Source organism: Diaminobutyricibacter sp. McL0608 (assembly GCF_039613825.1).
In the GTDB taxonomy this organism is placed as follows: domain Bacteria; phylum Actinomycetota; class Actinomycetes; order Actinomycetales; family Microbacteriaceae; genus Diaminobutyricibacter.
On sequence record NZ_CP154826.1, the window covers coordinates 3,998,204 to 4,019,670 of the forward strand.

A 21,467-nucleotide genomic window follows, 5' to 3' on the forward strand; every position below is an offset into this window, starting at 1 on the left:
GTCACGGTTAGTTATGGGGATATGCGATGGCGCAAGGTCGTATCGCTCAATTGCGACACGAACCGCGATCAGTCCGTCGGACGGACCTCGACCCGAGTCTGGAGCCGTTGATATGGACCCGAAAGTAATCAGTTCCGCAATCATTGTGTTCGTCGGAAAAGGACTGTCGCCGTTTCCAATCCCAAGCGGTAATCGCGTTTTAGAGGTCTTCGGTCCCGCGTTAGGACCAGACCTCAACAAGGTGATTGACGCACTTAGTGATGAGTTCTACGAAGTCGAACCGCTCCCAGACGAGACCGTTATCGAAGCCACTGAACGAGCTACGTCGACATTCGTCAGCCACCACCCAGAAATCAGCGAAGATGCTGTCAAGGCGCTTCGGTGGAGCTATTCCTACGATTGGAAATAGGGCGGTACGTTATGGATGGGCGTCGGGCACTCCACGAGGTAGGTGGCCTCCCATGGAGGTGCTGGCGGTGAATGAAGACGCGATGCCGCCTTGGGAGGACCTGACCGAGGCGGAACAACTTGTTTTGGACGAATCGTTCGAGTGCGAGCCGCTTTGGGCTGTATTGAACGGGTGGGTCGCTAACGAAGATGCGCCGTACTGGAATCGAAAGCAGAAATACGTGCCGGAGCTTTCTGCCGCAGCGCGCCACTTAGTTGAACTCCGTCTGATCGAGGTTTACGAAATCGTAGACGGCGACACGATCGAAGACGACCTCCTCTCGTATCAGGATGCACTTGACGCGGTGTCAGATCACGGCAATTGGTGGGGATACGATTCGGAATTGAATTGGGACCCTGCCGAGGACACGAGCGCGTACGACGCTGATCCTGATGCCCCTCATCCGCCGACGAGAATCTATGCGCTCTATGCGACACCATCCGGGCACAGGGTCTCGATCATGCGCAAACTCTGGCCACCAATGTCATCCGTGAGAGTGCGTTCCCTCGGATCGACGGGCGCCGTGGATGTCAGTCGAAGGTTTGAATTTCCATCGGAGTCGAAGTGACTCGGAACTCTTAATGGGAGTCGCCGGCGAAGCTCCGCACACATGGCGACATTCAACATCAGTTCGCTCGGGCGAGAGCAGTACCTGTTGGATCGAAAGAACCGTGGAAGCGAATAGACCTTCATGAACGCGCGGAAATCGCGAGCGTCGCACGACGCACGGAGGACCTCCTGGCTTGGACCGGTGGGGCTCCTCATAACGGTGGTCGCGGCAGTTCGTCTCCTTGTGGTCCTTATTCAGTCGCCGGGCGACAGTGGTCACTACCTCGGGATCTTTCTCATTGTCATGGTGGTTTCGGTCGCGATCGTGCAAGGCACGACCTGGGTCTATGCAGCCCTCAAGTTCGCGGGGTTGTCCAAGCTCCAGCGTCTCACCGAAGAGTCCTATTGCTTTGTGGGCCGAGTAGCGCCTGAGTTCAACGATGGAGTCTCCGCAATCGTCAGAGCGCGTGGCGAACGGCCGATGCCGAAGGGGTTGGCAAATCCTCTTGTGACGGTCGACAAGAAGGGGGTGACCTTCTGGAAAGGGACCCTGAAACCGTCGTCAGTGTTTCACTTGCCTACGACAGCGCTTGAGGGATTCGAAATTGGGACGGCGCGTGAGTTTGGCAGAGACTTGCCAACAATCATCGCGAAAGTGAAGGTCGACGGCGATGAAGTTCTACTGGCTTGGGGCGTTCAGACAGCAGGAATTCTGGGTTTTCGAAGAGAGCGGGGACGAGCGCTCACCCAGGTTATCGCAAGTATCGACCAAGCGGTTGGGCGCCATGCGGCTAGCCAATGGGGTCCGTCGATCTCCAAGACGAGAGGGGATCGGTGACTTCGGTCCGCAGCTGGGAGCCGAATCGTTCCGAGGATGCGCAGGCCGGGAGGTTCGATGAATAAGCGAGGCGAGAAGCACGTGGTTACCGCGGAGATAACGCGGGTGATCTGGGAGTTGGATCCTGTCGGCTTGGGAGTCCCAGATCTGGAAAACAAAGCTGAGTACGACGGGATGATCCTCTGGAATTGTTGCACTGGAATCGGCAGGTCGCGGCGCAGGGGACACCGCGACGTGGGCAAGCAACCTTCTCGTTTCCCAGCGGGGGATGGATCCAGACACGGCAACGACTTTCCGGAGCGAACTTGAGGGCGCGTTGAAAAGTCTGCGGGAGTAGAAGCCGAATGACGCGTGTGTTGGATCCCCGCTATTGATACATTCAGAACAGGAACCTATTCGGACGGCTCACTTAAGGCGAACTTTTTCGGGGTCCAGGGCGTCCAATGAAACATCCAAGTATGGATGTTCTGGTGTTAGGAACCGCATTCGAGGCCGGAGTATCTGGCTTCGATGGCCGCCGGCAGGATTTGCGGGATTGGTATGTAACGGGCCCCAAGCGGGCACGTGGGTGATGATTGAGCCTCTAGTTGATCCGCAGACCGACTCGGTGGCCGAATACGTGTTTGTTTCGCCGGTACATCAACTCTTTGACGCAGACGGAATGCATGTCATCGATGATGGGGCGGTGGGCTCGGTCCGATCAACAGATGGCGGATTAATCGACCAAGCTACGACGCGATTGAACATTCGATGGTCGCTGGACCCAGCCGATCTGAAACGTGACTTTCGAGAACGACGCTAAGTCCGGGCGCGTTGGATTCATACCACGGAACGCTATTGGACGGAACTTGCCTTGCCGCTGCCATCCGCCACCCGCGATCCGCGTCAGCCCCAGACTTTGTTCGCTGAGGTCGGAGTGCACGTATAGATTGCGTTTCCAACGTGATGCACGCCGTTGCCAAGGCGTCCGCACGTCTGGAAAAGGTCCACCATCGTCGGGATCATGACGGCAAGTATGGCGGCGCAGAACAAGATACCCGCGAGGGAGATGATGAGTCCCGCAAGGGCGAAGCCGCTCTTGTGGCCAGCGCGCTTCGACTGCACCAACGCGACGATACAGACGACGAGCCCCGCTATGTCGAGCGGGAAGACGAACGACAGGACAAAGCCGACAATTCCCAGGACTCGACCCGGGCGCGAGGGCACCTGACCGTATGGGAGCGGCGGCATCATGCCGGGTGCGGGCGGCGCGTAGGGAAGTGCGGGTGCGGGGCTTTGGGCGTCAGGTTGGCTGCTCATCGCTCATGAGCATAGGGGCGAAGATGGAGTCGATCCACAAAGCGGTGACTGAAGCTCCCGCGCGTCTTCAGCGCACCGGCACCGCCCGCTGCTCCGCCCCGACATACGCGCTGAGGGGGCGGATGAGCGCGTTGGCCTGCAGCTGCTCCATGATGTGGGCGGTCCACCCGGTGATACGGCTCGCGACGAAGAGCGGCGTGAAGATCTCGGTGTCGAAGCCGATGAGGTTGTAGGCGGGGCCACTCGGATAGTCGAGGTTCGGAAGGATGCCCTTGGTCGAGGTCATCGCCTCTTCGAGCGCGTCATAGAGTTCGGCCATGTCTGGGCGGTCGTATTCGACGATGAGCGTGTCGAGCGCCGTCTTCATGGTGGGGACGCGCGAGTCGCCGTTCTTGTAGACGCGGTGGCCGAAGCCCATGATCTTGCGCTTCTCCGTGAGCGCCGTGGCGAGCCAGCCCGCCGCGTTCTCCGCCGACCCGATCTCGTCGAAGATGTGCATGACCGCTTCATTGGCGCCCCCGTGCAACGGGCCCTTGAGCGCCCCGATCGCACCGACGACGGCCGAGTACAGGTCGGACAGCGTCGAGGTGATCACCCGGGCGGTGAACGTGCTGGCGTTGAACGAGTGCTCCGCATACAGGATCATCGAGACGTCGAACGCGTCGACGACGACCTGGCTCGGGACCTCGCCGAAGGTCATGTAGAGGAAGTTGGCCGAGTAGCCGAGGTCGTCGCGCGGCTCCACGACGGCCTGCCCACGGCGGCGGCGCTGGTCGTACGAGACAATCGCCGGCAGCTGGCCGAAGAGCCGAATCGACTTGTCGAGGTTGGCCTCCCGGCTGGCGTCGGATGCCGCCGGATCGCTCGCGCCGATGACGCTCACTGCCGTGCGGACCACATCCATCGGATGCGCGGTCAGCGGCAGCTCGTCGACGACGCGCTTGACGCGCTCGTCCAGGCGGCGATGGGCGCGCTCGCGGTTCTGGAACACCACCAGCTGTTCCGCATCCGGAAGCTCGCCGTTCCACAGCAGGTACGCGACCTCCTCGAACGTGCAGTTCGCGGCGAGGTCCTGCACGGGATAACCGCGGTAGAGCAGCGAGTTCGTCTCCGGGTTGACCTTCGAGACGCTCGTCGTGTCGACGACGACACCCGCGAGTCCTTTTCTGATGTCGGGATCGGTCATTGTTCGATTACCTTCCGGTGGGTACTTCGAAGTTGAAGACGGACGTGTCGAAGGTGTTGTACGACTCGTAGTCGAGCAGCTCATACAGCCGCGCGCGCGTCTGCATTCCGGGCACCTCGGACCGCAGCGACCCTTCGCGCTGGAGCGTCTCGAGCCCGCGCTCGGCCGCGCCCATCGCGATGCGCAGCAGCGAGACCGGGTAGATCACGATGTTGATGCCGACGTTCGCGAGCTGCTCCGTGCTGAACAGCTCGCTCTTGCCGAACTCGGTCATGTTGGCGAGCACGGGCACGTCGACCGCCGCGCGAATCGCCTCGAACTCGCCGAGGTCGGCCATGGCTTCGGGGAAGATCGCGTCGGCCCCGGCGTCGACGAGTGCCTTCGCGCGGTCGATCGCCGCCTGCAGGCCTTCGATCGCCCGCACATCTGTGCGCGCCATGATGAGCAGATTCGGGTCGCGCCGTGCATCCACTGCGGCTCGGATGCGCTTGGTCGACGTCGCAAGGTCGACGACTGCTTTGCCATCGAGGTGGCCGCACCGCTTCGGGTTGACCTGGTCTTCGATGTGGAGGCCGGAGACCCCTGCGTCTTCGAGGGTCTGCACGGTCCGCGCGACGTTCATCGGCTCGCCGAAGCCGGTGTCGGCGTCGATCAGAGTGGGCAGGTCGGTCATCCGGCTGATCTGCTGGCCTCGGCCGGCGACCTCGGAGAGCGTCGTGAGGCCGATGTCGGGAAGCCCCAGGTCGGCGGCGATGACGGCGCCCGAGATGTAGACGCCTTCGAAGCCCTTGTTTTGGATGAGGCGGGCGCTGAGCGGGTTGAACGCGCCGGGGAAGCGCAGCAGCTCACCGCTGGCGAGGTCGGCGCGCAGCTTCGCGCGCTTGTCGGCGGGGGTGATAGAGGAGTACAGCATCAGAACAGTCCCTTCGGGCCGGGAGTCAGCACCCCGGCTTTCGCGATGAAGTTGAGGCCGTCGAGCTCCCCGGCTTTCAGCTCGGTCAGGCGCTGGACGGTGTCGAGGAAACGCTCGATCTCGGCCGGTTCGAGAACCGGGGCGGCGAGCATCCGGAACTTGCGGATGTAGTCAACACGGGCGAACGGACGGGCGCCGAGTGGATGCGCGTCGGCGACCGCGATCTCGTCGACGATCCGCGAACCGTCGGCGAGCTCGATCTCGACGCGACCGCCGAACGCCTTCTCGGCCGGGTCGTTGGAGTGGTAGCGCCGCGTCCACTCGGCATCCTCCTGCGTGGTGACCTTGTGCCAGAGTTCGACGGTGTCGGGCCGGCCGGCGCGCTCGGGGGAGTAGGACTTCTCGTGGTCCCACTCGCCGTCCTGCAGGGCGACGGTGAAGATGTACGGGATCGAGTGGTCGAGTGTCTCGCGGCTCGCGGTCGGGTCGTACTTCTGTGGATCGTTCGCGCCCGAGCCGATCACGTAGTGGGTGTGGTGCGAGGTGTGGATGACGATCGCGGTCACGTTCGCCGGGTCAGTGAGCTCAGGATGCTCGTTGTGCAGCCTGCGGGCCAGGTCGATCCAGGCCTGTGCCTGATATTCGGCCGAGTGCTCCTTCGTGTAGGTGTCGAGGATGCCGCGCTTCGCTTCGCCCTTTTCGGGCAAAGCTACTACGTAGCTGGCCGATGGACCATCCAGCATCCACGCGATGACGCCATCCTCACCCTCATAGATCGGGGTGGGGCTGGTCTGCCCGCGCATCGCCCGGTCGATCGCTTCGACCGCCATCTTCCCTGCGAACGCGGGCGCGTGCGCCTTCCACGTCGAGATCTCGCCCTTGCGCGACTGCCGGGTGGCGGTGGTGGTGTGCAGCGCCTGGCCCACGGCCTGGAAGATCGTCTCGGTGTCGAGGCCGAGCAGCGTTCCGATGCCCGCGGCGGCGGACGGGCCGAGGTGGGCGACATGGTCGATCTTGTGCTTGTGCAGGCTGATCGCTTTCACGAGGTCGACCTGGATCTCGTAGCCGGTCGCGATGCCGCGGATGAGCGCGGCGCCGTCTTTTCCCGCGTGCTGGGCGACCGCGAGGATCGGCGGGATGTTGTCGCCCGGGTGCGAATACTCGGCCGCGAGGAAGGTGTCGTGGTAGTCGAGTTCGCGCACCGCAACACCGTTCGCCCACGCTGCCCACTCGGGGCTGACGTGGTCGTCGATGCCGAAGACGGTCGAGCCGGGAGCGGCCGGGTGGGCTTCGGCCTGCGAGCGGGCGGCGATCGCGGGGCCACGGGTGATGGAGGCCGCGGCGACGGCAGCGTTGTCGATGATGCGGTTGATGACCATCTCGGTCACCTCGGGGCTGACCGCGACGGGGTCGGTCGCCACCTCGGCGATCTTCCACGCCAGCTGGTCTTCGCGGGCGAGATTCTCTTCGCTCTTGTGTACTCGTACCTCGTGGAGCTTCACTTCTCTTCCTCTCTCACGTTCGTGAGTCGTTCGGCGGAGGCCAGCACGCTGTGCAGGCTCCGATACAAATGGACCTGGGTGGCGGATGCGGCGAGCTCGGCATCGCCTTCGATGATCGCTTCGACGATGAGCAGGTGCTCCTCGGCCGCGGTGCGCAACCGATCGAGATCGTCGCGGGAGACCCGGCGGATGCGCACCAGATGCGGGCGCAGGTTTCGTAGCGTGGAGACGAGGTACGGGTTGCCGGTGGCTTCGTCAACGGCCAGATCGAAGCGGGCCACCAGGTCGTAGTAGCGCTCGTGGGCCGGGTCGCCGTCGGCGAGAAGCTGGGGTGAGGCTCGGAACTCGTCGCGCAGCCCGAGGAACACGTCTTCGTCGCGATTGCGTGCAGCGAGGCGGGCAGCCTCCTGTTCGAGGACCCGGCGCAGATCGAAGAGCTGGCGGATGCTCTCGACGGAGACCGTCGTGACGACCAGGCCGCGGCCGCGCTGTGCGGCGACCAGGCCATCCGCCCCCAGCCGGGCGAGCGCCTCGCGCACCGGAGTGCGGGAGACGCCGAGGCGTTCGGACTGCTCCACTTCCTGCAGCACGGTGCCCGGCGCCAGGCGCCATTCCATGATGTCGTCGCGGAGCGAGGCGTACGCGCGGTCGCTTGCTTTGGTCGCCATTCGGTCCTTTCGTGTATACACAACGTACGCCTGAAGGCCCGTTTCGGTCAATTCGCGACAATCACGATGGCCTATGTATACGTTAGTCGGCCGAGTCCAAACGAGGGCGCACGATCACCACTTAAAACATGTACACGTTAGAGTGCTCAATTTGGTACGGTTGGGGCATGTCAACTGCAGCTCACCTGCCAATGCTGCCGGTTCTTCCGAGCAACGAGGCGCGAACCGAACTGCCCAAGGCACTCAAGCGATTCCGGGCAGATGGGGCGCTTGCACAACCGATGCTATTCGGGTCACATCGCCGTCCGGAAGCGGTGGTGATCCCATTCGCGCTCTACTCCCAGCTGTTGCCGGTGATCGAGGATCTCGAGATCGCACAGCTGGTGCAGGCTCGCCAGGCGGCCGGTCCGTCGACGCCGCTGGCGGACATCGCCGAGGGTTTGGGACTTGACCCGGCTGACTACGCGTAGTGGCAGGCACGTTGGCCCTGCGCGCGCTGCCAGGGTTTCAGGAGGACATGTATGCCCTTCCAGATGATCGAACCCGCAAGGTGGCGTTGGACATGCTGGTGCTCGTCCGCGACGGGAAGGCTCGCGGGGTGCGCCTTGACTCACGGGTCGCGACTGGCGATCTGACTGATTGTTTCAAGTTGTACTTCGACCCGGACGGGTCGCAGAGGCCTCGGTTCCGTCTTGTCTACCGGTACACACCGGACGAGGTGCAGGCGGTCGCGCTGGAGGCTGTTGCGGTTGGGCGTCGGCAGGGGCTGGATGTGTATGTGACGGCGGCCGATCGACTTGGCCGGGGCGACGATTAGGTGACATCGATGGACGCGTCGACCCCAAGCGAATCGGATGCTCGGCAAATCAGCGACAAACTGACTGACGCCGACGAGGAGCGCTACGCCCAGGCCGCGGATTGGGCCGAAAGCGTGGAGGGCCTCCCCGCGGCCGCAAAGATCCTCGACGCGACGATCGCCCGAGACGGACGGGAACTCGTGGAGGAGCTGAGCCGGAGGGTGCCCATAGGTTGACCGCCTACAGTCGCGAGTGTGGCTGCGGGCAACGAACTCTCCAGGGCGGCATCCGATCGCGCCGAACTCGCAGAGCTTCAGGAACAGTTGCGCTCCTACGGGCTGGTGGCCGCCGCGGTGTGGCAGGTCGGACAGTGGCAGCAGATCAACGCGTACAACTCGACGGTGGCGGGCAACTACGGAAGGTCAGCCGTCCCGCTCGAGGCCGTGCTGCCGACCCTTCACTCCTTCCGCGACGCCCAGCAATGGCTGCCGGTCACCGTCAGCGGAACGTACTCGACAGCCCAACAGTTCGTCGTGCGCAACCGAACGTGTGCGAACATCGACGGCTCCGAGGTATTTACGCCGCTGCGCACTGCGGCCGGCAGCATGTTCCTCATCGACCGCGGCTGTGTCGCGGGCGGCGCGATTCCCGCACCGCCGGCGGGCGTCGTCAGTGTGACCGCGCGCCTCATTGCGGGTGAGGCGTACAAGGGCCGCCCGTTCGGAAACCAACTCGATTCGGTCGACCTCGCCCAGGCCGCAAGCAGACTCGACGTCCCGACCTACACCGGCGCCTACGGACTCCTCGTGTCGCAGGAGCCCGCCCCGGCGAAGGTATTGGAGCCCGTGATCTCGGGTCGGCCGATCCTGGACTCCAGCGGGCAGAGCGCGACCACCTTCGCCATCGGGCTCTACCTGATCGTCGGGCTCGTCATCTTCGGATTCGCCGTTCGCGAGAAGTTCCGCTGGGTCAACCGCTTCGATCCGCGACTCTGGCGGCGCGAACTGAAACGCATCCAGAGGCTCGCCCGCAAGCCCTACACCGAAGAGGAACTCGAAGACCAGTGGATCGACCGTGGAGCGGCCTCGGACCCGACGAACCCCCGCACCATTGATGGCGCGGGTGTTGGCGAGGTCGGCGGTCGGGTCGCGATCGAGGAGCACGAGGTCCGCACGCAGGCCGGGAGTGATGCGACCACGATCATCCAGCCCGAACTGCCGCGCAGCCAGTGAGGTCGCGGCGTTCAACACCTCGACCGGTGTGAGCCCGGCATCGACCATGTGCCCGAGCTCGTCGGAGGGTGGACGGGCCTCAGGCGCCGGCCGCGCGCCGGAACCGGGCCGGCGTCGACCCCGTCTGCTGACGGAAAGCGCGTGAGAACGCCGACTCCGACTTGAACCCGACCTCTGCCGCCACGCCCGCGACCGTGAAGCTGGTCGTCTGAAGCAGATCGGCGGCGACCATGAGCCGGACTCTCGTGACGAAAGCGCCGAAAGTGGTCCCGGTGCTGCGCTCGAACTGGCGGATGAACGTCGCCCGCGACATCGAAGTGAGCCGGCTCATTCGCGCGATCGACCAGTCACCGCCCGGGTTGTCGAGCACGCGTTCGATGACGCGGACGATGGCCGTATTCGCCGACGCCGTCCAGAGCGCCGCGTCGGTCGTCGTGCCGCGCGCCGTGCGCAGGATCATGGTGAGCAGGATGCTCGAGAGTGACGAGAGGATCGCTGCGGTTCCCTCGCCCTCGCTGGCCGCCTCGGTTCGCATGAGTGAGCTGAGCATCCGCAGTGCAGCATCCGTCTCCGGGGTCTCGCCGAACGAGATGTGGACGGGCTCCGGCAGGCTCTTGAAGAGGATCGCCCCCGCGCCTGGGCCGAACGTGTAGTGGCCGCAGAACAGGTCGATCACCGGGGTTCCGACGCCGTCGGTCAATGTCGTGGTGAATGCGTTACCCTGCCTTTCCGCAATGCCGCGAAGGTGACCAGGCCCGGACGTGATGATCCGGTGGGGTTCCCCTCCCGGAATGAGGACGACGTCGCCCGGCCGGAGCTCGAGCAGATGCGCCCCGACCTGCAGCTGGCAGGTGCCTTCGAGGAGCACATGAAACGGCGCGGTGCGTTCGCTCTCATACGACACGTCCATCGCGGTCGACCTGCTCAGCAGGCAGTGCTTGTCGAGCGACGCGTCGACGCGCGCGAGGCGGATCAGGTGACTGACAGCATCCATATGAGACTTTCGGGCAGAAAGATGAGATAAAACAGCCTACATCGCGCGGTCGCGAATCGTTGACTAGAGGCATGGAAACAACGAACCTGTCAGCAGACGTCCTCGTCATCGGTTTCGGCAAAGGCGGCAAGACTGCGGCGCACGCGCTCAGCGATGCCGGGCGGCGCGTGATCCTCGTCGAGCAGTCCGAGAACATGTACGGCGGAACCTGCCCGAACGTCGGGTGCGTCCCGACGAAGATGCTCGTGCACTATTCGGGCGCGAAGCGACTCGAAGACGACGCGCAGGAGTTCTTCGCCAACTCCGTCGCCGGTGTCCGCAGATTGACGAGTGCCTTCCGTGCCGGCAACTTCGACGGACTCAACGGCAAGGACACCGCAACCGTCATCACGGGGACCGCGCGCTTCATCGACGCGAACACCGTCGCAGTCGGAGACGGTGACGACCGCATCACCGTGACGGCTCCCACCATCCTCATCAACACGGGATCCGAACCCGTCCTCCCGCCGATCCCGGGCCTCGCGGACAGCCGCCACCTGGTCAGCAGCACCGACCTCATCCAGAACGACCGACTGCCCCGGCAGCTGGTCGTCATCGGCGGCGGCTACCTCGGGCTCGAATTCGCCGCCATCTACCAGCACTTCGGCACCCAGGTGACCGTGCTGGAGGCGGCAGGACGGCTGCTCGGCAGGGAGGACACGGATGTCGCGGAGGTTGCGACCGGGATCCTCGCCGGCGACGGCATCCAGCTCATCACCGGCGCATCCGTCGTCGAGGTCATCGACAACGAAGGCGCCGCATCGGTCGTATATGTGAAGGACGGGGAGCGTCACACCATCGCGGCCGACGCCATCCTGTCCGCGGTCGGGCGGAAACCGGCGACCTCGGGCCTCGGTCTCGAGGTGGCGGGCGTGAAGACGACGGCGCGGGGCGCCATCCAGGTCGACGAACGCCTGCACACCAGCCAGCCACACATCTTCGCTCTCGGCGATGTCAACGGTGGCCCGCAGTTCACCTATGTGGCACTGGACGACGCGCGCATCGTGCTCGATGAGCTTCTCGGCGACGGGACGCGCACCACCAGCGACCGGGTCGCCGTTCCGCACACGCTGTTCATGACGCCGCCCCTCGCGACCGTCGGACTCACCGAGACGGATGCTCGGCTTCAGGGCCGGAACATCACGGTCGCCCGCGAGAACGTCGCCGACATCATCGCGATGCCCCGTGCCTACACGGTTGAAGAGACGCGCGGCGTGATGAAGTTCATCATCGATGCCGACACCGACCTGATCCTCGGCGCCGCTCTGCTCAGCATCGACGCCCAGGAACTCATCAACACCGTCGCCCTGGCCATGCGGCAGAACATCACCGCCACCGAGCTCCGGACCTCGATCTACACGCATCCGAGTTCGACGGAAGCGTTCAACGAGGTGCTCGGCACAGTCGTGAGTGCTGGGGTGAACTGACGCGCCCTCCTCCAGCGTCGATGCGCCGGAGGGTCGGTCACAGCGCCTTCGGTGCCTGGTCCGACTCTCCGGTGGCGGGCGCGGAGGGGAGCGCGGCGGCGGCCAGCGAGCGGGCCATCGCGTGCGCATCCGGTACCGCGTCCAGCGCGTTGTAGGTGGCGAAGAAGGCCTGCTGCATCGCTGCGCCGGCCGCGAGCCTGGCTACGGCATCCGTGTCGAGCGCGTCTGGCAGGCGGCTCGCATCCACCTCGCCGTCGAGATAGGCGCGAACGGCGCGCACAGGTCCCTCCGGTCCGGCGTTCCGGGCGCGCATCCCCTCGCGCTGCACCGCCAGCAGTTCGGGCGACCCGAAGATGGATGCCGCGATCGGGAATGTCAGCACGTAGAAGTGCATGAGCTGCTCGATGATCGCTGCGAGGTTCTCGTGCACGGTGGCAGTTCCGACCAGCTCCGCGGGGGAGGAGAACGACGGTATCCGCTCTTTGAGCACGCGGAGGAAGATCTCCTGCTTGTCGTCGAAGTGCTTGTACAACGTGGCTTCGGAGTAGCCGGCGGCGCGGGCGATCTCCTTGGTCGTGGAGCCTGCGAGGCCGCGCTCGCGCATGACCGCGACGGCGGCGTCGAGGATCTTCTCGCGAGTGCTCATGTGGTCTCCGTGCCGGACGGGCTTGACAGGTTAGTGATCACTAACCTTATAGTAGAACGTGGTTAGTGAGTGTTCACTAACCTGCATTGATCAACCGGAGGAATCATGAAGATCGCTGTCGTAGGCGCCGCGGGCCGCACGGGACGCCGGGTTGTCGAGCGCGCCCTCGAACGTGGCGACGAGGTCGTGGCGATCGCGCGCGACCCCCGCAAGCTGGCGGGAGTCGGAGGGGACGCGACCGGTCGGATGCGCACGGTCGCCGCGACCGCAGTCGATGTCACCGGTCTGACCGCTGCCTTCCAGGGTGTCGACGCGGTGGTCTCGACGCTGGGGCACAACAAGACCAGCGGCACGGAGGTACTCGCAGAGGGCATCACGGCGACCCTGACCGCGATGGACGCCGCCGGAGTGCATCGCCTCGTCGTCGTCAGCGCGAGCGGTCACCTCACGGACGGGGATGCGCTGCCGGTCCGCGTCATCGTCAAGCCGATCCTCGGGGCGTTCCTGCGCGAGCAGTTCGCAGACATGCGCGTAATGGAGCGAATCGTGAATTCCTCGGACGCCGACTGGACGATCATGCGGCCACCGATGCTCACCGACAAGGATGCGCGCGGCAGCTACCGATCGCGGCGCGACGGGAACGTGCGAGGGAGCTTCCGGATGACGCGCGACGGCCTGGCCACGGCGATCCTCGACCAGCTGGGCGACCGGACGACGATCCGCCAGGCGGTCTCCGTCGCCGACTGAGTCGCCGAGTCCACGCTCTCGGCCGTGCCGCTGCCGCAACCACTTCTCGAAAGAGTTGTCTCCCGGTTCGAGTGCGGCCCTGCGGAGTCGTTCAGAATGAGACCATGCGCGCCTTCGTGATCACCGCGCCCGGCGAGGCCGGGGTTCAGGACGTCGAAACTCCCGTGGCAGCGCCCGGCGAAGTCGTCGTCGATATCGAACGCGTCGGGGTGTGCGGAACGGATGTCGAGTTCTTCACCGGTCACATGCAATACCTCGAAGACGGCCACGCCCGCTTCCCGATGCGGATCGGGCACGAATGGATGGGCACGGTCGCGTCCGTCGGAGACGGGGTGGACCCGGAGTGGATCGGCGAACGGGTGACCGGCGACACGATGCTCGGCTGCGGCGTCTGCAGGCGGTGCCTGGCCGGGTACCAGCACGTCTGCGAGTTCCGTGAGGAAGTCGGCATCCGCGGAGGTCGCGCCGGCGCGCTCGCCGAACAGCTCGCGGTGCCGGCACGGTCGTTGCACCGCCTGCCAAGCGAGCTGGATGCGGCCCTTGGCGCTCTCGTCGAGCCCGGCGGCAACGCATTGCGCGCCGTTCAGGGAGCGGATGTCCGCTCCGGCGATCGCGTGCTCGTGCTCGGGCCTGGCACCATCGGACTGCTGGCCGGGATGTTCGCGCGGGCGGCCGGCGCCGAGGTCCACCTCCTGGGGCGCTCGGAGCGGTCGCTCGAGTTCGCCCGGACCGTCGGCTTCGACTCGGTCTGGACCCAGGAGACGCTGCCGGAACTTCCGTTCGACGCCGTGATCGACGCATCCAACGCTCCTGCACTGCCGGCGAAGGCGCTCGACCTGGTCGAGCCGGGCCGCCGCGTCGTCTACATCGGCCTCGCCGGAAGCCCGAGCCTGGTCGACACCCGCACGCTCGCGCTCAAGGACGTGACGGCCGTCGGCGTGCTCAGTGCGTCACCGGGCCTCGCCGGCACGATCGTCGAGTACGCAGAGGGCCGCGTCGATCCGCGGCCGATCATCGCCGCTACTGTCGGGCTCGAAGAGGTTGCGGATGTCCTCGGCGGGAAGCGGCCGGGCGGTGCGGGTGCCGGGCCGAAGATCCACGTGGATCCGCGCATCCGCTGACCGGTGCCGAGTCAGGACCTGTGCTCGGCGAGGCCCGCTGCAGGTCAGACGGTCGCGAAGAACGAGGTGACCGTGTCGAGCGCGCCGGGAGCGATGCGGAAGTAGGCCCAGGTGCCGCGCTTCGAGCGGGTGATGAAACCGGCCTGGGTCAGTACCTTGAGGTGATGCGAGACCGTCGGCTGGGACAGGCCGAGTGGCTCGGTGAGGTCGCAGACGCAGGCCTCGCCGTCTTCGTGGGCGGCGATCATCGACAGGAGACGCAGCCGGGACGGGTCGGCCAGCGCCTTGAGCCCGCGGGCGAGTGAAGCGGCATTCTCTTGGCTGATCACGTCGCGGGTGATCGGCGCGCAGCAGGCCTGCAGGTCACGCAGGGGGAGGAGTTCGGTGAGCGCCATGTAGCGATTCTGATTCATATATTGACAATCGTCAATATTTAACGAGAAGCTTCACAACATCGACAGTCATCGATGAAGGAGGTTGAACATGAGTGGATGCTGCGACACCGCAGAATGCCAGCCGCTCCCGGACGGGTCCTGCCCGCCGGACTGCTGCTGACCGGTGGGGCTGCCGTCGAAAGCGGCAGCCCCGCCCCCTTGGCCTGTGACCGACAACGCGGCCCCTACGGCGGGTTCGGATGCCCGATCCGCCGCACCGCGTTCGACCACAACCAGACATACTCGGGAAACCGCTCACCCTCGGGCACATAGCGAATGAGAACCGCACCGCCCGGCGTCCAGGCGATCGCTTCTGCATCGATCTCGACGACGTCGTCGTAGAGCACCCGGACCGGTACGAGCGCGCGGACGGGAACCGGTCGGGGCTCATCCCGCCGGCGGCCCGTCGTGCGTACCAACCCGTCGGGGAGGCTCACCGGATGCGGCTTGCGCTGGGTCGCCTCCGCTTCGTCCGCGAGTTTCGGCGTGTAGACGTCGTACCGTTTGTTCGTTCCCATCACGCGCCACCTGAACCTGCGGCTCGGATCCGGGCCGTCACCGGTAGCTGGCGATGAGTTCCCAGCGCCCGTCTCCGAGCTGGCGGACGTCGAACATCCGCACTTCGCCGTCGGCGACCGACGCCCCCTGGAAGCGCCAGCCCACCACCTGGAGGAGCGGGTGCGTCAGGGCGTCGTGAATCGCGGGGTTCGTCAGCGGGGTCGGCGTATCGGTGACGACGTAGCGGTTGCCCCGCCAGACGACCCGGGTCGGCCGCCCGTTCTCGGTCCAGACCGAGACGATGTCGGATGCGTGCGCGATGCTCATAGGGACCTCCTGGCGGTTCGGGCTGATGTCTCTATTGCACCACACTTTCGAACGTATGTTCGAACAATTTTCAGGATCGCCGAGAGTCGCCCGTGCGATCGAGGGTCGCCGCTCTACCGGGTCATCTCGCCGAGAGCGGCGACACTCGGCGGCGCGCTTCCGCGAACGACTCCTCGGCGAGACGGCAGAGCACCAGGGCCTGCTGCCAACGGTCGCCTTCCTCCGCGAGTTCCCCCGTCGCATCCCCAAACTGCAGGGCGTAGTAGTCGCTGCCGACAGCAGCTCGGGTGCGAACACGATGTGCTCGTCCGATCGGTGCGCCGCAGAAACGCCGCGAACGCAGCCGGTTGCGCCTGGAGGAGGGTGCGCGTCTCTCCGACTACTACCCCCTGTCGAGCAACTCCCGCCTCGAGTATTAGGCCTGGCGCGACCAGCAGTCGGCCCGCTGACTACCGACGACCTGAAGGAGACCGCATGACCGAGCCGACGGACTACTACGAATCGTGCACCCAGCTGCTGCCCGGTGCGGCCGCCGCCTATGAAGAGTTCCATCGGGCGGTGCCGGGCCGGATCGATCGGTCGCTTCGCGCCGCAGGCGTTCTCGGGTGGAAGATCTATCTCCGCGGCGACGTTCTCACGCACTGCGTCACGGTCGAGGACCGCGAACGGATGGATGCGATCCTCGATGCCGATCCGACAGGCCCGTGGTGGCTGGCTCAGGCGAACCGGTTCCTCGTCTCCGGCGCATCGCCCGAGGTGCGCCGTCCGCTCGGCCGCCTCATCTGGGATCTCGACTGGCCGACCCGGGAGACCCGAGCGCCTGAGCCGCATCCTTGACTCCCGACCGGCCGTGGGTATTGGGTAAGCACTATCGGCCGCACCGCGGACCAGACGTCCCCACCTGCGCCGACAGGGAGGTCAGCCATGGGGAGGGAGAAGCTGGGCCGAAAAGAGTACGAGGCCCGGATGGCCGAGCTGCAGGGTGAGCTGGTCTCGCTGCAGGAGTGGGTGAAGGCGACCGGCGCCAGGATCTGCATCGTGTTCGAGGGCCGTGACACGGCCGGCAAGGGCGGCACGATCAAGCGGATCGTCGAGCGGGTGAGCCCGCGCGTCTTCCGCGTGGTGGCCTTGCCGACGCCGACCGACCGCGAGAAGTCGCAGATGTACATGCAGCGCTATGTGCCGCATTTCCCTGCGGCCGGCGAGGTCGTCATCTTCGACCGCAGCTGGTACAACCGTGCCGGGGTCGAGCGGGTGCTCGGGTTCTGCACGCCGAAGCAGACCGAGCAGTTCCTCCGTATGGTCCCGGCGTTCGAGAAAGCCATGGTCGACTCGGGGATCATCCTGCTCAAGTACTGGCTCGAGGTCAGCGAAGAGGAGCAGACCCGACGGCTCGAGAGCCGCATCACTGACCCGCGCAAGACGTGGAAGCTGTCACCGATCGACCTCGAGTCCTACAGCCGCTGGTACGACTACTCCCGCGCGCGGGATGCGATGTTCGAGGCGAGCGACACCGACTTCGCGCCCTGGTACGTCGCCGACAACGAGGTGAAGAAGCGCGGGCGGCTCAACATCATCAGCCACCTGCTCGACACGATCCCGTACGAGCCGCAGCGCGACCTCGACATCGAGCTTCCGAAACGGCAGAAACGCGGCGACTACCGCGAACCCGAGCTGGCCGTTCGGCGCATCCCGACCCCGTTCTGAGCAGTGCTGCGATGAGGAGGAAGTCATGAGCGACAGTTCCGCGACATCATCGAAGCAGGCCGCACCGACGGCCGCGTGGTACGCGCTCAGCCCCGAGGAGGTCGCGTCCCGGTTGCAGGTGGACCCGGCGCTGGGTCTGAGCGTCACCGAGGCCGCGAAGCGGCTCCAGCAGTACGGGCCGAACGCGCTCGCGGCCACGAAGGCCGAGCCGACCTGGCGACGGTTCTTCAAGCACTACCGCGACTATATGCAGATCGTTCTCGTCGTCGCGGCCGGCGTCAGTCTGATCATCCACGAGTACAAGACCGCCGTCGGCCTCTTCCTGCTGACCTTGTTCAACGCGTGGCTCGGCTACCACCAGGAGGGCAAGGCCGAGGCGGCCGCGGCGTCTCTGGGCCAGATGATGAAGTCGACGGCGAAGGTGCGTCGCGGGGGAGAGATCGTCGAGCTCGTCGCCGATGAGATCGTGCCGGGCGACATCGTGGTCGTCGACGCGGGCGACCGGGTCCCGGCCGACGGGCGGATCATCCTTGCCGCGACCCTGCAGATCGAGGAAGGAGCGCTGACAGGCGAGAGCGTCGCCGTCGAGAAGGATGCGGTGACCATCGACAGCGCGGACGTGGGGATCGGCGACCGCCTCGACATGGCGTTCATGAATACGAATGTGACCCGCGGTCACGGTGAGATCCTCGTCACGACCACGGGGATGGGGTCGGAGGTCGGCCACATCGCCGGCCTGCTGGCCGAGCAGAAAGTGGAGAAGACCCCGCTCACCAAACAGGTCGACCGCCTCACGATCTTCATCATCATCGCGGCGCTGTTCGCGTTCGTCGCCATCGTCGTGATGGGCCTCGTGCAGGGCGAGTCGTTCGAGGTGCTGTTCGGGATCGGCGTGGCGCTCGCCGTGGGCTCGATTCCGGATGCGCTCCCGGCCGTTCTCACGACCATCCTGTCGGTCGGGTCGGTCAACATGGCGAAGAAGAACGCCATCATGAAGGTGCTGCCCGCGGTCGAGACGCTCGGGTCGACGTCGGCGATCAACTCCGACAAGACCGGAACGCTGACGCTCAACCAGATGACCGTGCGCGAAGTCACGACTGTGCAGCACCACTACACGGTCACCGGCGAGGGCTACAGTTTCGACGGCCAGGTGCAACTCACCGACGGAGACGCCGAACGCGATCTGGACTACGTGATGTTCTCGTGCGCGCTGTGCAACGACTCCGACATCAGGGACGGCCAGGTCATCGGCGATCCGACCGAGGGCGCGCTCTTTGTGCTCGCGGAGAAGGGCGGGGTGGATGTGCGGGAGTTCCGAAAGACGTACCCGCGCGTCGCATCCGTTCCGTTCGACTCCGACTACAAGTTCATGGCGACCTTCCATCGGATGCCCGGGGCCGGTGACGCGCCGGTGATCCGGGCGTATGTGAAAGGTGCTCCGGATGTGCTCCTGAGCCTTTCGTCGACGGTGCGGATGTCCGCTGAGCGCAGCGATCCGCTCTCCGAGGAGACGCGCGCGAAAGTGCTGGCCGAGAACGAGCGCATCGCCGGTCAGGGCCGTCGCGTGCTCGCGCTCGCGCAGCGGGAGTTCGATCCGGCGACCTTCGACGCGTCCGGCGACCTGATGGGGCTGATGCAGGATCTCCAGCTGACGGCCCTGGTCGGCGAGGTCGACCCTCCCCGGGCCGAGGCGGTGGCCGCGATCTCCGAGGCGCACCGTGCGGGCATCCGCGTAAGGATGATCACCGGAGACCACGCGGTCACGGCCGCTGCGATCGCCGCTGAACTCGGCATCGAGGGCCGCGCGGTGACGGGCGCCGAGTTCGCGGCGATGAGCGACGCGGAAGCGGACATCGCCGTCGACGGCATCGGCGTGATCGCACGCGTGGCTCCTGAGCACAAGGTCCGGCTGGTCGAAGTGCTGAAACGCAAAGGCAACGTCGTCGCGATGACCGGCGACGGCGTGAACGACGCCCCGGCGATCGCGGCGGCCGACATCGGCATCGCGATGGGCATCACCGGCACGGATGTCGCCAAGGGTGCGGCCAAGATGATCCTCGCCGACGATAATTTCGCGACCATCATCGCCGCCGTCAAGGAAGGGCGACTGGTCTACGACAACCTGCAGAAGTTCATCCGCATCCAGGTCGCGAACCTGTTCATGTTCATCCTCGCGTTCATCGGCTCGTCCGCGTTCGCGATCGCCGGGACTGCGCTGCTGAGTCCGGCGCAGGTGCTCTGGATCCACATGGCGATCGTGGCTCCGATCGGTGCGGTCATGGGCCTGGACCTGGCGACTCCCGGCATCATGGACCGCAGGCCGCGACCGTTCAACCAGCCGATCATCGTGCGTTCGATGATGTTCCGCCTGCTCGGCGCGGGCATCTACATGGCAGCGGCGACCCTGATCATCGTGCAGATCGGCAAGACCACGTATGGTTCGCTCGAGCTTGGCCAGTCGATGGCGATGGTGGGCCTCGCGATGATGAACATCTTCCTCGCGCTGAACCTGCGGTACCCCGAAGAGAGCGCGTTCGGGCCGTCGACGTTCTCGAACCCGAAGCTGCTCTGGGCTTTCGCCTGGGCGGTGATCGGGTCGATCCTGATCACCCAGACGAAGGCGCTGCAGGAGCTCTTCGCCACTGTGCCGCTCACCGCGACGCAGTGGGGGATCTGCCTCGTGCCCGGTGTCATACTGCTGCTGCTCGGCGAGCTGCTGAAGGTGATCCTGCGCGCGCGGCGCCGCTCACGGGCTACCGCCACTTCCAGCTCGTGACGACACCCTCGATCAACTGCTCGCCGTTGTCGTACGGAGTGGTGATGGTGACGACGAACAGTCGAATCTCTCCCCGGGATGTGTCGCGCGCATCCGGGGCAAACCCGACCACAGCGGCCTTGGTCTTCGTGCGACCGGTCGGACTCTTGATCCGCGTGACATTCGCGGGTTCACCGTCGAGGGAGACCGGTTCCTTGAGATTAGTCACAGTGCCCAGATCTTGGAGCCAGCCGTTGTTCAGGGTTTCTATCACGGCATCGAGGTCGATCTCTGAAGACAATTCCTGCCGCGTCGATTCGTTTACCGGCTCGACCGAGATTGTGCCGAGAACGGAGCCGACGCCGGTGTTCCGGATGTTCCCTTGCGGGTCGATCTCGCCCCACAGCTGGAGTTTCGTGAAGCAGTCCTCGATGTCGGAATCCGGCTGGTTGTTGATGAAGTCGCGGGGTCCTTCGAACCTGTAGCAGGGGGTCGAGATGGTCTGGCCAGACACGGACGGGGCCGCGTTGATGTCGTTGATCGCGCGCCTGCTCAGCTCGGAAACGACCGGGCCGGAGAGTACGAGCCAGGCGAGCACGCCGAGGCCGGTGACGATCGCGATTGTAGAGAGGGCGATGCCGGTGATGTTGAGGGCAAGACGGGTCGGTCTGACAACAGCGATGATGCCGATGACCACTCCGGCCACACCAAGTGCAATGCCCGCGAACGGCACCAACCCGAAAGGGAACGCAACTATGCCTACTACCAGACTCGCGATTGCGAGACCGCCGCGAGGTGCGGGCTTCGGGGGCGCCGCGGGCGGGGGAGGAGTCGCGGGCCAGTCGGTTGACGGGATGGGAGGCGGGTCGAATCTCATTGTTCCTTCATACGCATCGTGTGGTTCCCGCCACTACCGAGGCTATCGGGACAGCATCCGAGACTCGAAATGGCGCTTCCCGACCTGTGGATAACCACCCATCGACTCCGCGGTTGACAGCGATACGCTCTGACGCGTGGGAACGTCATCCCGCTTCCACCGGAGGAGCGCACCATGGACGAGCCGGTAACGATCGAGCAATGGTGGCCCGCGCTGACGCCGACGACGCGCGCGTGGCTCATCGACAACAACGGCGATGCGATTCCGACCGACCTGATCGCCGAGGTGACGGCGGCGGGCGGGGCTGCCGACCTCGACGGCCCGCACCTGTCGGACGCCGCCGTCGACTGGATCGAGACGGTCGCCAACGACGAGTCGTCTGAGGCCTGAACCTCGGCCGGGCGGTCGAACCAGGGGTGGTTGATCACCCCGACCGGGTGACGCGATGCCGTGGATGCGCAAC

Annotated in this window: 23 protein-coding genes and 2 pseudogenes; 13 read left to right on the plus strand and 12 right to left on the minus strand. The window is 65.3% G+C overall.

All coding sequences use genetic code 11. The features are described 5' to 3' along the window. Positions 1-461: 461 nt before the first annotated feature. Both AAYO93_RS19200 and AAYO93_RS19205 read left to right on the plus strand, forming a co-directional pair. Positions 462-1,016: a hypothetical protein gene (locus AAYO93_RS19200; RefSeq protein ID WP_345762790.1), complete on the plus strand. Its 555-nt coding sequence runs from the start codon at positions 462-464 to the stop codon at positions 1,014-1,016. Between the two features lie 201 nt (positions 1,017-1,217). Further along, positions 1,218-1,835 (plus strand): hypothetical protein, encoded by a 618-nt coding sequence (locus AAYO93_RS19205; protein WP_345762791.1) that lies wholly within the window; start codon positions 1,218-1,220, stop codon positions 1,833-1,835. Positions 1,836-2,720: 885 nt separating this feature from the next. Here the strand turns inward: AAYO93_RS19205 and AAYO93_RS19210 are convergent. The 5 genes from AAYO93_RS19210 to AAYO93_RS19230 form a co-directional block, all read right to left on the minus strand. Next, the gene (locus AAYO93_RS19210; protein WP_345762792.1) at positions 2,721-3,134 is read right to left on the minus strand and encodes a DUF4190 domain-containing protein; all 414 of its coding nucleotides are present in this window, start codon (positions 3,132-3,134) and stop codon (positions 2,721-2,723) included. A 67-nt stretch (positions 3,135-3,201) separates the two neighbouring features. Beyond that, positions 3,202-4,320, minus strand: a complete 1,119-nt coding sequence (locus AAYO93_RS19215) for a bifunctional 2-methylcitrate synthase/citrate synthase (protein WP_345762793.1) — start codon at positions 4,318-4,320, stop codon at positions 3,202-3,204. Between the two features lie 7 nt (positions 4,321-4,327). Beyond that, entirely contained in the window at positions 4,328-5,233 is a 906-nt protein-coding gene (prpB, locus tag AAYO93_RS19220) for a methylisocitrate lyase (protein WP_345762794.1), read from the minus strand. Continuing rightward, positions 5,233-6,735 (minus strand): MmgE/PrpD family protein, encoded by a 1,503-nt coding sequence (locus tag AAYO93_RS19225; protein ID WP_345762796.1) that lies wholly within the window; start codon positions 6,733-6,735, stop codon positions 5,233-5,235. Before AAYO93_RS19225 ends, prpB begins: the two co-directional genes overlap by 1 nt. Beyond that, entirely contained in the window at positions 6,732-7,403 is a 672-nt protein-coding gene (locus AAYO93_RS19230; RefSeq protein ID WP_345762797.1) for a GntR family transcriptional regulator, read from the minus strand. Before AAYO93_RS19230 ends, AAYO93_RS19225 begins: the two co-directional genes overlap by 4 nt. Positions 7,404-7,570: 167 nt before the next feature. Here AAYO93_RS19230 and AAYO93_RS19235 point away from each other — a divergent pair, with 167 nt between their 5' ends. The 4 genes and pseudogenes from AAYO93_RS19235 to AAYO93_RS19250 all read left to right on the plus strand — a co-directional run. Continuing rightward, on the plus strand, positions 7,571-7,873 hold the full coding sequence (locus AAYO93_RS19235) for a hypothetical protein (RefSeq protein ID WP_345762798.1): 303 nt from the start codon (positions 7,571-7,573) through the stop codon (positions 7,871-7,873). Further along, positions 7,873-8,220: a hypothetical protein gene (locus AAYO93_RS19240; RefSeq protein ID WP_345762799.1), complete on the plus strand. Its 348-nt coding sequence runs from the start codon at positions 7,873-7,875 to the stop codon at positions 8,218-8,220. Before AAYO93_RS19235 ends, AAYO93_RS19240 begins: the two co-directional genes overlap by 1 nt. Positions 8,221-8,229: 9 nt before the next feature. After that, on the plus strand, positions 8,230-8,436 hold the full coding sequence (locus tag AAYO93_RS19245; protein ID WP_345762800.1) for a hypothetical protein: 207 nt from the start codon (positions 8,230-8,232) through the stop codon (positions 8,434-8,436). Between the two features lie 117 nt (positions 8,437-8,553). Next, positions 8,554-8,967 (plus strand): annotated as a pseudogene (locus AAYO93_RS19250) (SURF1 family protein); the annotation flags it as partial. Positions 8,968-9,384: 417 nt separating this feature from the next. On the opposite strand, the pseudogene AAYO93_RS19255 reads toward AAYO93_RS19250, so the two are convergent. Together AAYO93_RS19255 and AAYO93_RS19260 are read right to left on the minus strand one after the other, a co-directional pair. Next, positions 9,385-9,480 (minus strand): annotated as a pseudogene (locus AAYO93_RS19255) (hypothetical protein); the annotation flags it as partial. A gap of 31 nt (positions 9,481-9,511) precedes the next feature. After that, complete coding sequence (locus tag AAYO93_RS19260) at positions 9,512-10,426, minus strand: AraC family transcriptional regulator (protein ID WP_345762801.1); 915 nt, start codon at positions 10,424-10,426, stop codon at positions 9,512-9,514. A 71-nt stretch (positions 10,427-10,497) separates the two neighbouring features. On the opposite strand from AAYO93_RS19260, the gene AAYO93_RS19265 reads away from it, so the two are divergent. After that, complete coding sequence (locus AAYO93_RS19265; RefSeq protein WP_345762802.1) at positions 10,498-11,892, plus strand: FAD-dependent oxidoreductase; 1,395 nt, start codon at positions 10,498-10,500, stop codon at positions 11,890-11,892. Between the two features lie 37 nt (positions 11,893-11,929). Here the strand turns inward: AAYO93_RS19265 and AAYO93_RS19270 are convergent, their stop codons facing one another. After that, entirely contained in the window at positions 11,930-12,538 is a 609-nt protein-coding gene (locus AAYO93_RS19270; protein WP_345762803.1) for a TetR/AcrR family transcriptional regulator, read from the minus strand. Between the two features lie 105 nt (positions 12,539-12,643). On the opposite strand from AAYO93_RS19270, the gene AAYO93_RS19275 reads away from it, so the two are divergent. After that, entirely contained in the window at positions 12,644-13,285 is a 642-nt protein-coding gene (locus tag AAYO93_RS19275) for an NAD(P)-dependent oxidoreductase (RefSeq protein WP_345762804.1), read from the plus strand. A gap of 104 nt (positions 13,286-13,389) precedes the next feature. After that, a complete protein-coding gene (locus AAYO93_RS19280; RefSeq protein WP_345762805.1) occupies positions 13,390-14,406 on the plus strand; it encodes a zinc-dependent alcohol dehydrogenase in 1,017 nt (338 codons plus the stop codon). Between the two features lie 44 nt (positions 14,407-14,450). Here AAYO93_RS19280 and AAYO93_RS19285 read toward each other — a convergent pair whose 3' ends face one another. The 3 genes from AAYO93_RS19285 to AAYO93_RS19295 form a co-directional block, all read right to left on the minus strand. Next, positions 14,451-14,801, minus strand: a complete 351-nt coding sequence (locus AAYO93_RS19285) for an ArsR/SmtB family transcription factor (RefSeq protein WP_345762806.1) — start codon at positions 14,799-14,801, stop codon at positions 14,451-14,453. Between the two features lie 224 nt (positions 14,802-15,025). Then, positions 15,026-15,358 carry a hypothetical protein gene (locus tag AAYO93_RS19290; RefSeq protein WP_345762807.1) on the minus strand — a complete coding sequence of 111 codons (333 nt, stop codon included), beginning with the start codon at positions 15,356-15,358 and terminating at the stop codon, positions 15,026-15,028. A gap of 37 nt (positions 15,359-15,395) precedes the next feature. After that, positions 15,396-15,665 (minus strand): hypothetical protein, encoded by a 270-nt coding sequence (locus AAYO93_RS19295; RefSeq protein WP_345762808.1) that lies wholly within the window; start codon positions 15,663-15,665, stop codon positions 15,396-15,398. A 474-nt stretch (positions 15,666-16,139) separates the two neighbouring features. On the opposite strand from AAYO93_RS19295, the gene AAYO93_RS19300 reads away from it, so the two are divergent. The 3 genes from AAYO93_RS19300 (at position 16,140) to AAYO93_RS19310 (ending at position 20,148) form a co-directional block, all read left to right on the plus strand. Beyond that, positions 16,140-16,502 carry an L-rhamnose mutarotase gene (locus tag AAYO93_RS19300; protein WP_345762809.1) on the plus strand — a complete coding sequence of 121 codons (363 nt, stop codon included), beginning with the start codon at positions 16,140-16,142 and terminating at the stop codon, positions 16,500-16,502. A gap of 87 nt (positions 16,503-16,589) precedes the next feature. Next, positions 16,590-17,372: a polyphosphate kinase 2 gene (ppk2, locus tag AAYO93_RS19305; RefSeq protein ID WP_345762810.1), complete on the plus strand. Its 783-nt coding sequence runs from the start codon at positions 16,590-16,592 to the stop codon at positions 17,370-17,372. Between the two features lie 25 nt (positions 17,373-17,397). Then, the gene (locus tag AAYO93_RS19310; RefSeq protein WP_345762811.1) at positions 17,398-20,148 is read left to right on the plus strand and encodes a cation-translocating P-type ATPase; all 2,751 of its coding nucleotides are present in this window, start codon (positions 17,398-17,400) and stop codon (positions 20,146-20,148) included. Here the strand turns inward: AAYO93_RS19310 and AAYO93_RS19315 are convergent. After that, entirely contained in the window at positions 20,126-20,863 is a 738-nt protein-coding gene (locus AAYO93_RS19315; protein WP_345762812.1) for a hypothetical protein, read from the minus strand. The two genes, AAYO93_RS19310 and AAYO93_RS19315, sit on opposite strands and share 23 nt — an antisense overlap. Before the next feature lie 315 nt (positions 20,864-21,178). Here AAYO93_RS19315 and AAYO93_RS19320 point away from each other — a divergent pair, with 315 nt between their 5' ends. Further along, the gene (locus tag AAYO93_RS19320) at positions 21,179-21,394 is read left to right on the plus strand and encodes a hypothetical protein (protein WP_345762813.1); all 216 of its coding nucleotides are present in this window, start codon (positions 21,179-21,181) and stop codon (positions 21,392-21,394) included. Positions 21,395-21,467: the final 73 nt, after the last annotated feature.

Coding starts and splice junctions, on each gene's coding strand:
- AAYO93_RS19200 (WP_345762790.1), top strand. CDS start 462: ATGGAGGTGCTGGCGGTGAATGAAGACGCGATGCCGCCTTGGGAGGAC.
- AAYO93_RS19210 (WP_345762792.1), bottom strand. CDS start 3,134: ATGAGCAGCCAACCTGACGCCCAAAGCCCCGCACCCGCACTTCCCTAC.
- AAYO93_RS19215 (WP_345762793.1), bottom strand. CDS start 4,320: ATGACCGATCCCGACATCAGAAAAGGACTCGCGGGTGTCGTCGTCGAC.
- prpB (WP_345762794.1), bottom strand. CDS start 5,233: ATGCTGTACTCCTCTATCACCCCCGCCGACAAGCGCGCGAAGCTGCGC.
- AAYO93_RS19230 (WP_345762797.1), bottom strand. CDS start 7,403: ATGGCGACCAAAGCAAGCGACCGCGCGTACGCCTCGCTCCGCGACGAC.
- AAYO93_RS19235 (WP_345762798.1), top strand. CDS start 7,571: ATGTCAACTGCAGCTCACCTGCCAATGCTGCCGGTTCTTCCGAGCAAC.
- AAYO93_RS19245 (WP_345762800.1), top strand. CDS start 8,230: ATGGACGCGTCGACCCCAAGCGAATCGGATGCTCGGCAAATCAGCGAC.
- AAYO93_RS19260 (WP_345762801.1), bottom strand. CDS start 10,426: ATGGATGCTGTCAGTCACCTGATCCGCCTCGCGCGCGTCGACGCGTCG.
- AAYO93_RS19265 (WP_345762802.1), top strand. CDS start 10,498: ATGGAAACAACGAACCTGTCAGCAGACGTCCTCGTCATCGGTTTCGGC.
- AAYO93_RS19270 (WP_345762803.1), bottom strand. CDS start 12,538: ATGAGCACTCGCGAGAAGATCCTCGACGCCGCCGTCGCGGTCATGCGC.
- AAYO93_RS19275 (WP_345762804.1), top strand. CDS start 12,644: ATGAAGATCGCTGTCGTAGGCGCCGCGGGCCGCACGGGACGCCGGGTT.
- AAYO93_RS19280 (WP_345762805.1), top strand. CDS start 13,390: ATGCGCGCCTTCGTGATCACCGCGCCCGGCGAGGCCGGGGTTCAGGAC.
- AAYO93_RS19285 (WP_345762806.1), bottom strand. CDS start 14,801: ATGGCGCTCACCGAACTCCTCCCCCTGCGTGACCTGCAGGCCTGCTGC.
- AAYO93_RS19290 (WP_345762807.1), bottom strand. CDS start 15,358: ATGGGAACGAACAAACGGTACGACGTCTACACGCCGAAACTCGCGGAC.
- AAYO93_RS19295 (WP_345762808.1), bottom strand. CDS start 15,665: ATGAGCATCGCGCACGCATCCGACATCGTCTCGGTCTGGACCGAGAAC.
- AAYO93_RS19300 (WP_345762809.1), top strand. CDS start 16,140: ATGACCGAGCCGACGGACTACTACGAATCGTGCACCCAGCTGCTGCCC.
- ppk2 (WP_345762810.1), top strand. CDS start 16,590: ATGGGGAGGGAGAAGCTGGGCCGAAAAGAGTACGAGGCCCGGATGGCC.
- AAYO93_RS19310 (WP_345762811.1), top strand. CDS start 17,398: ATGAGCGACAGTTCCGCGACATCATCGAAGCAGGCCGCACCGACGGCC.
- AAYO93_RS19320 (WP_345762813.1), top strand. CDS start 21,179: ATGGACGAGCCGGTAACGATCGAGCAATGGTGGCCCGCGCTGACGCCG.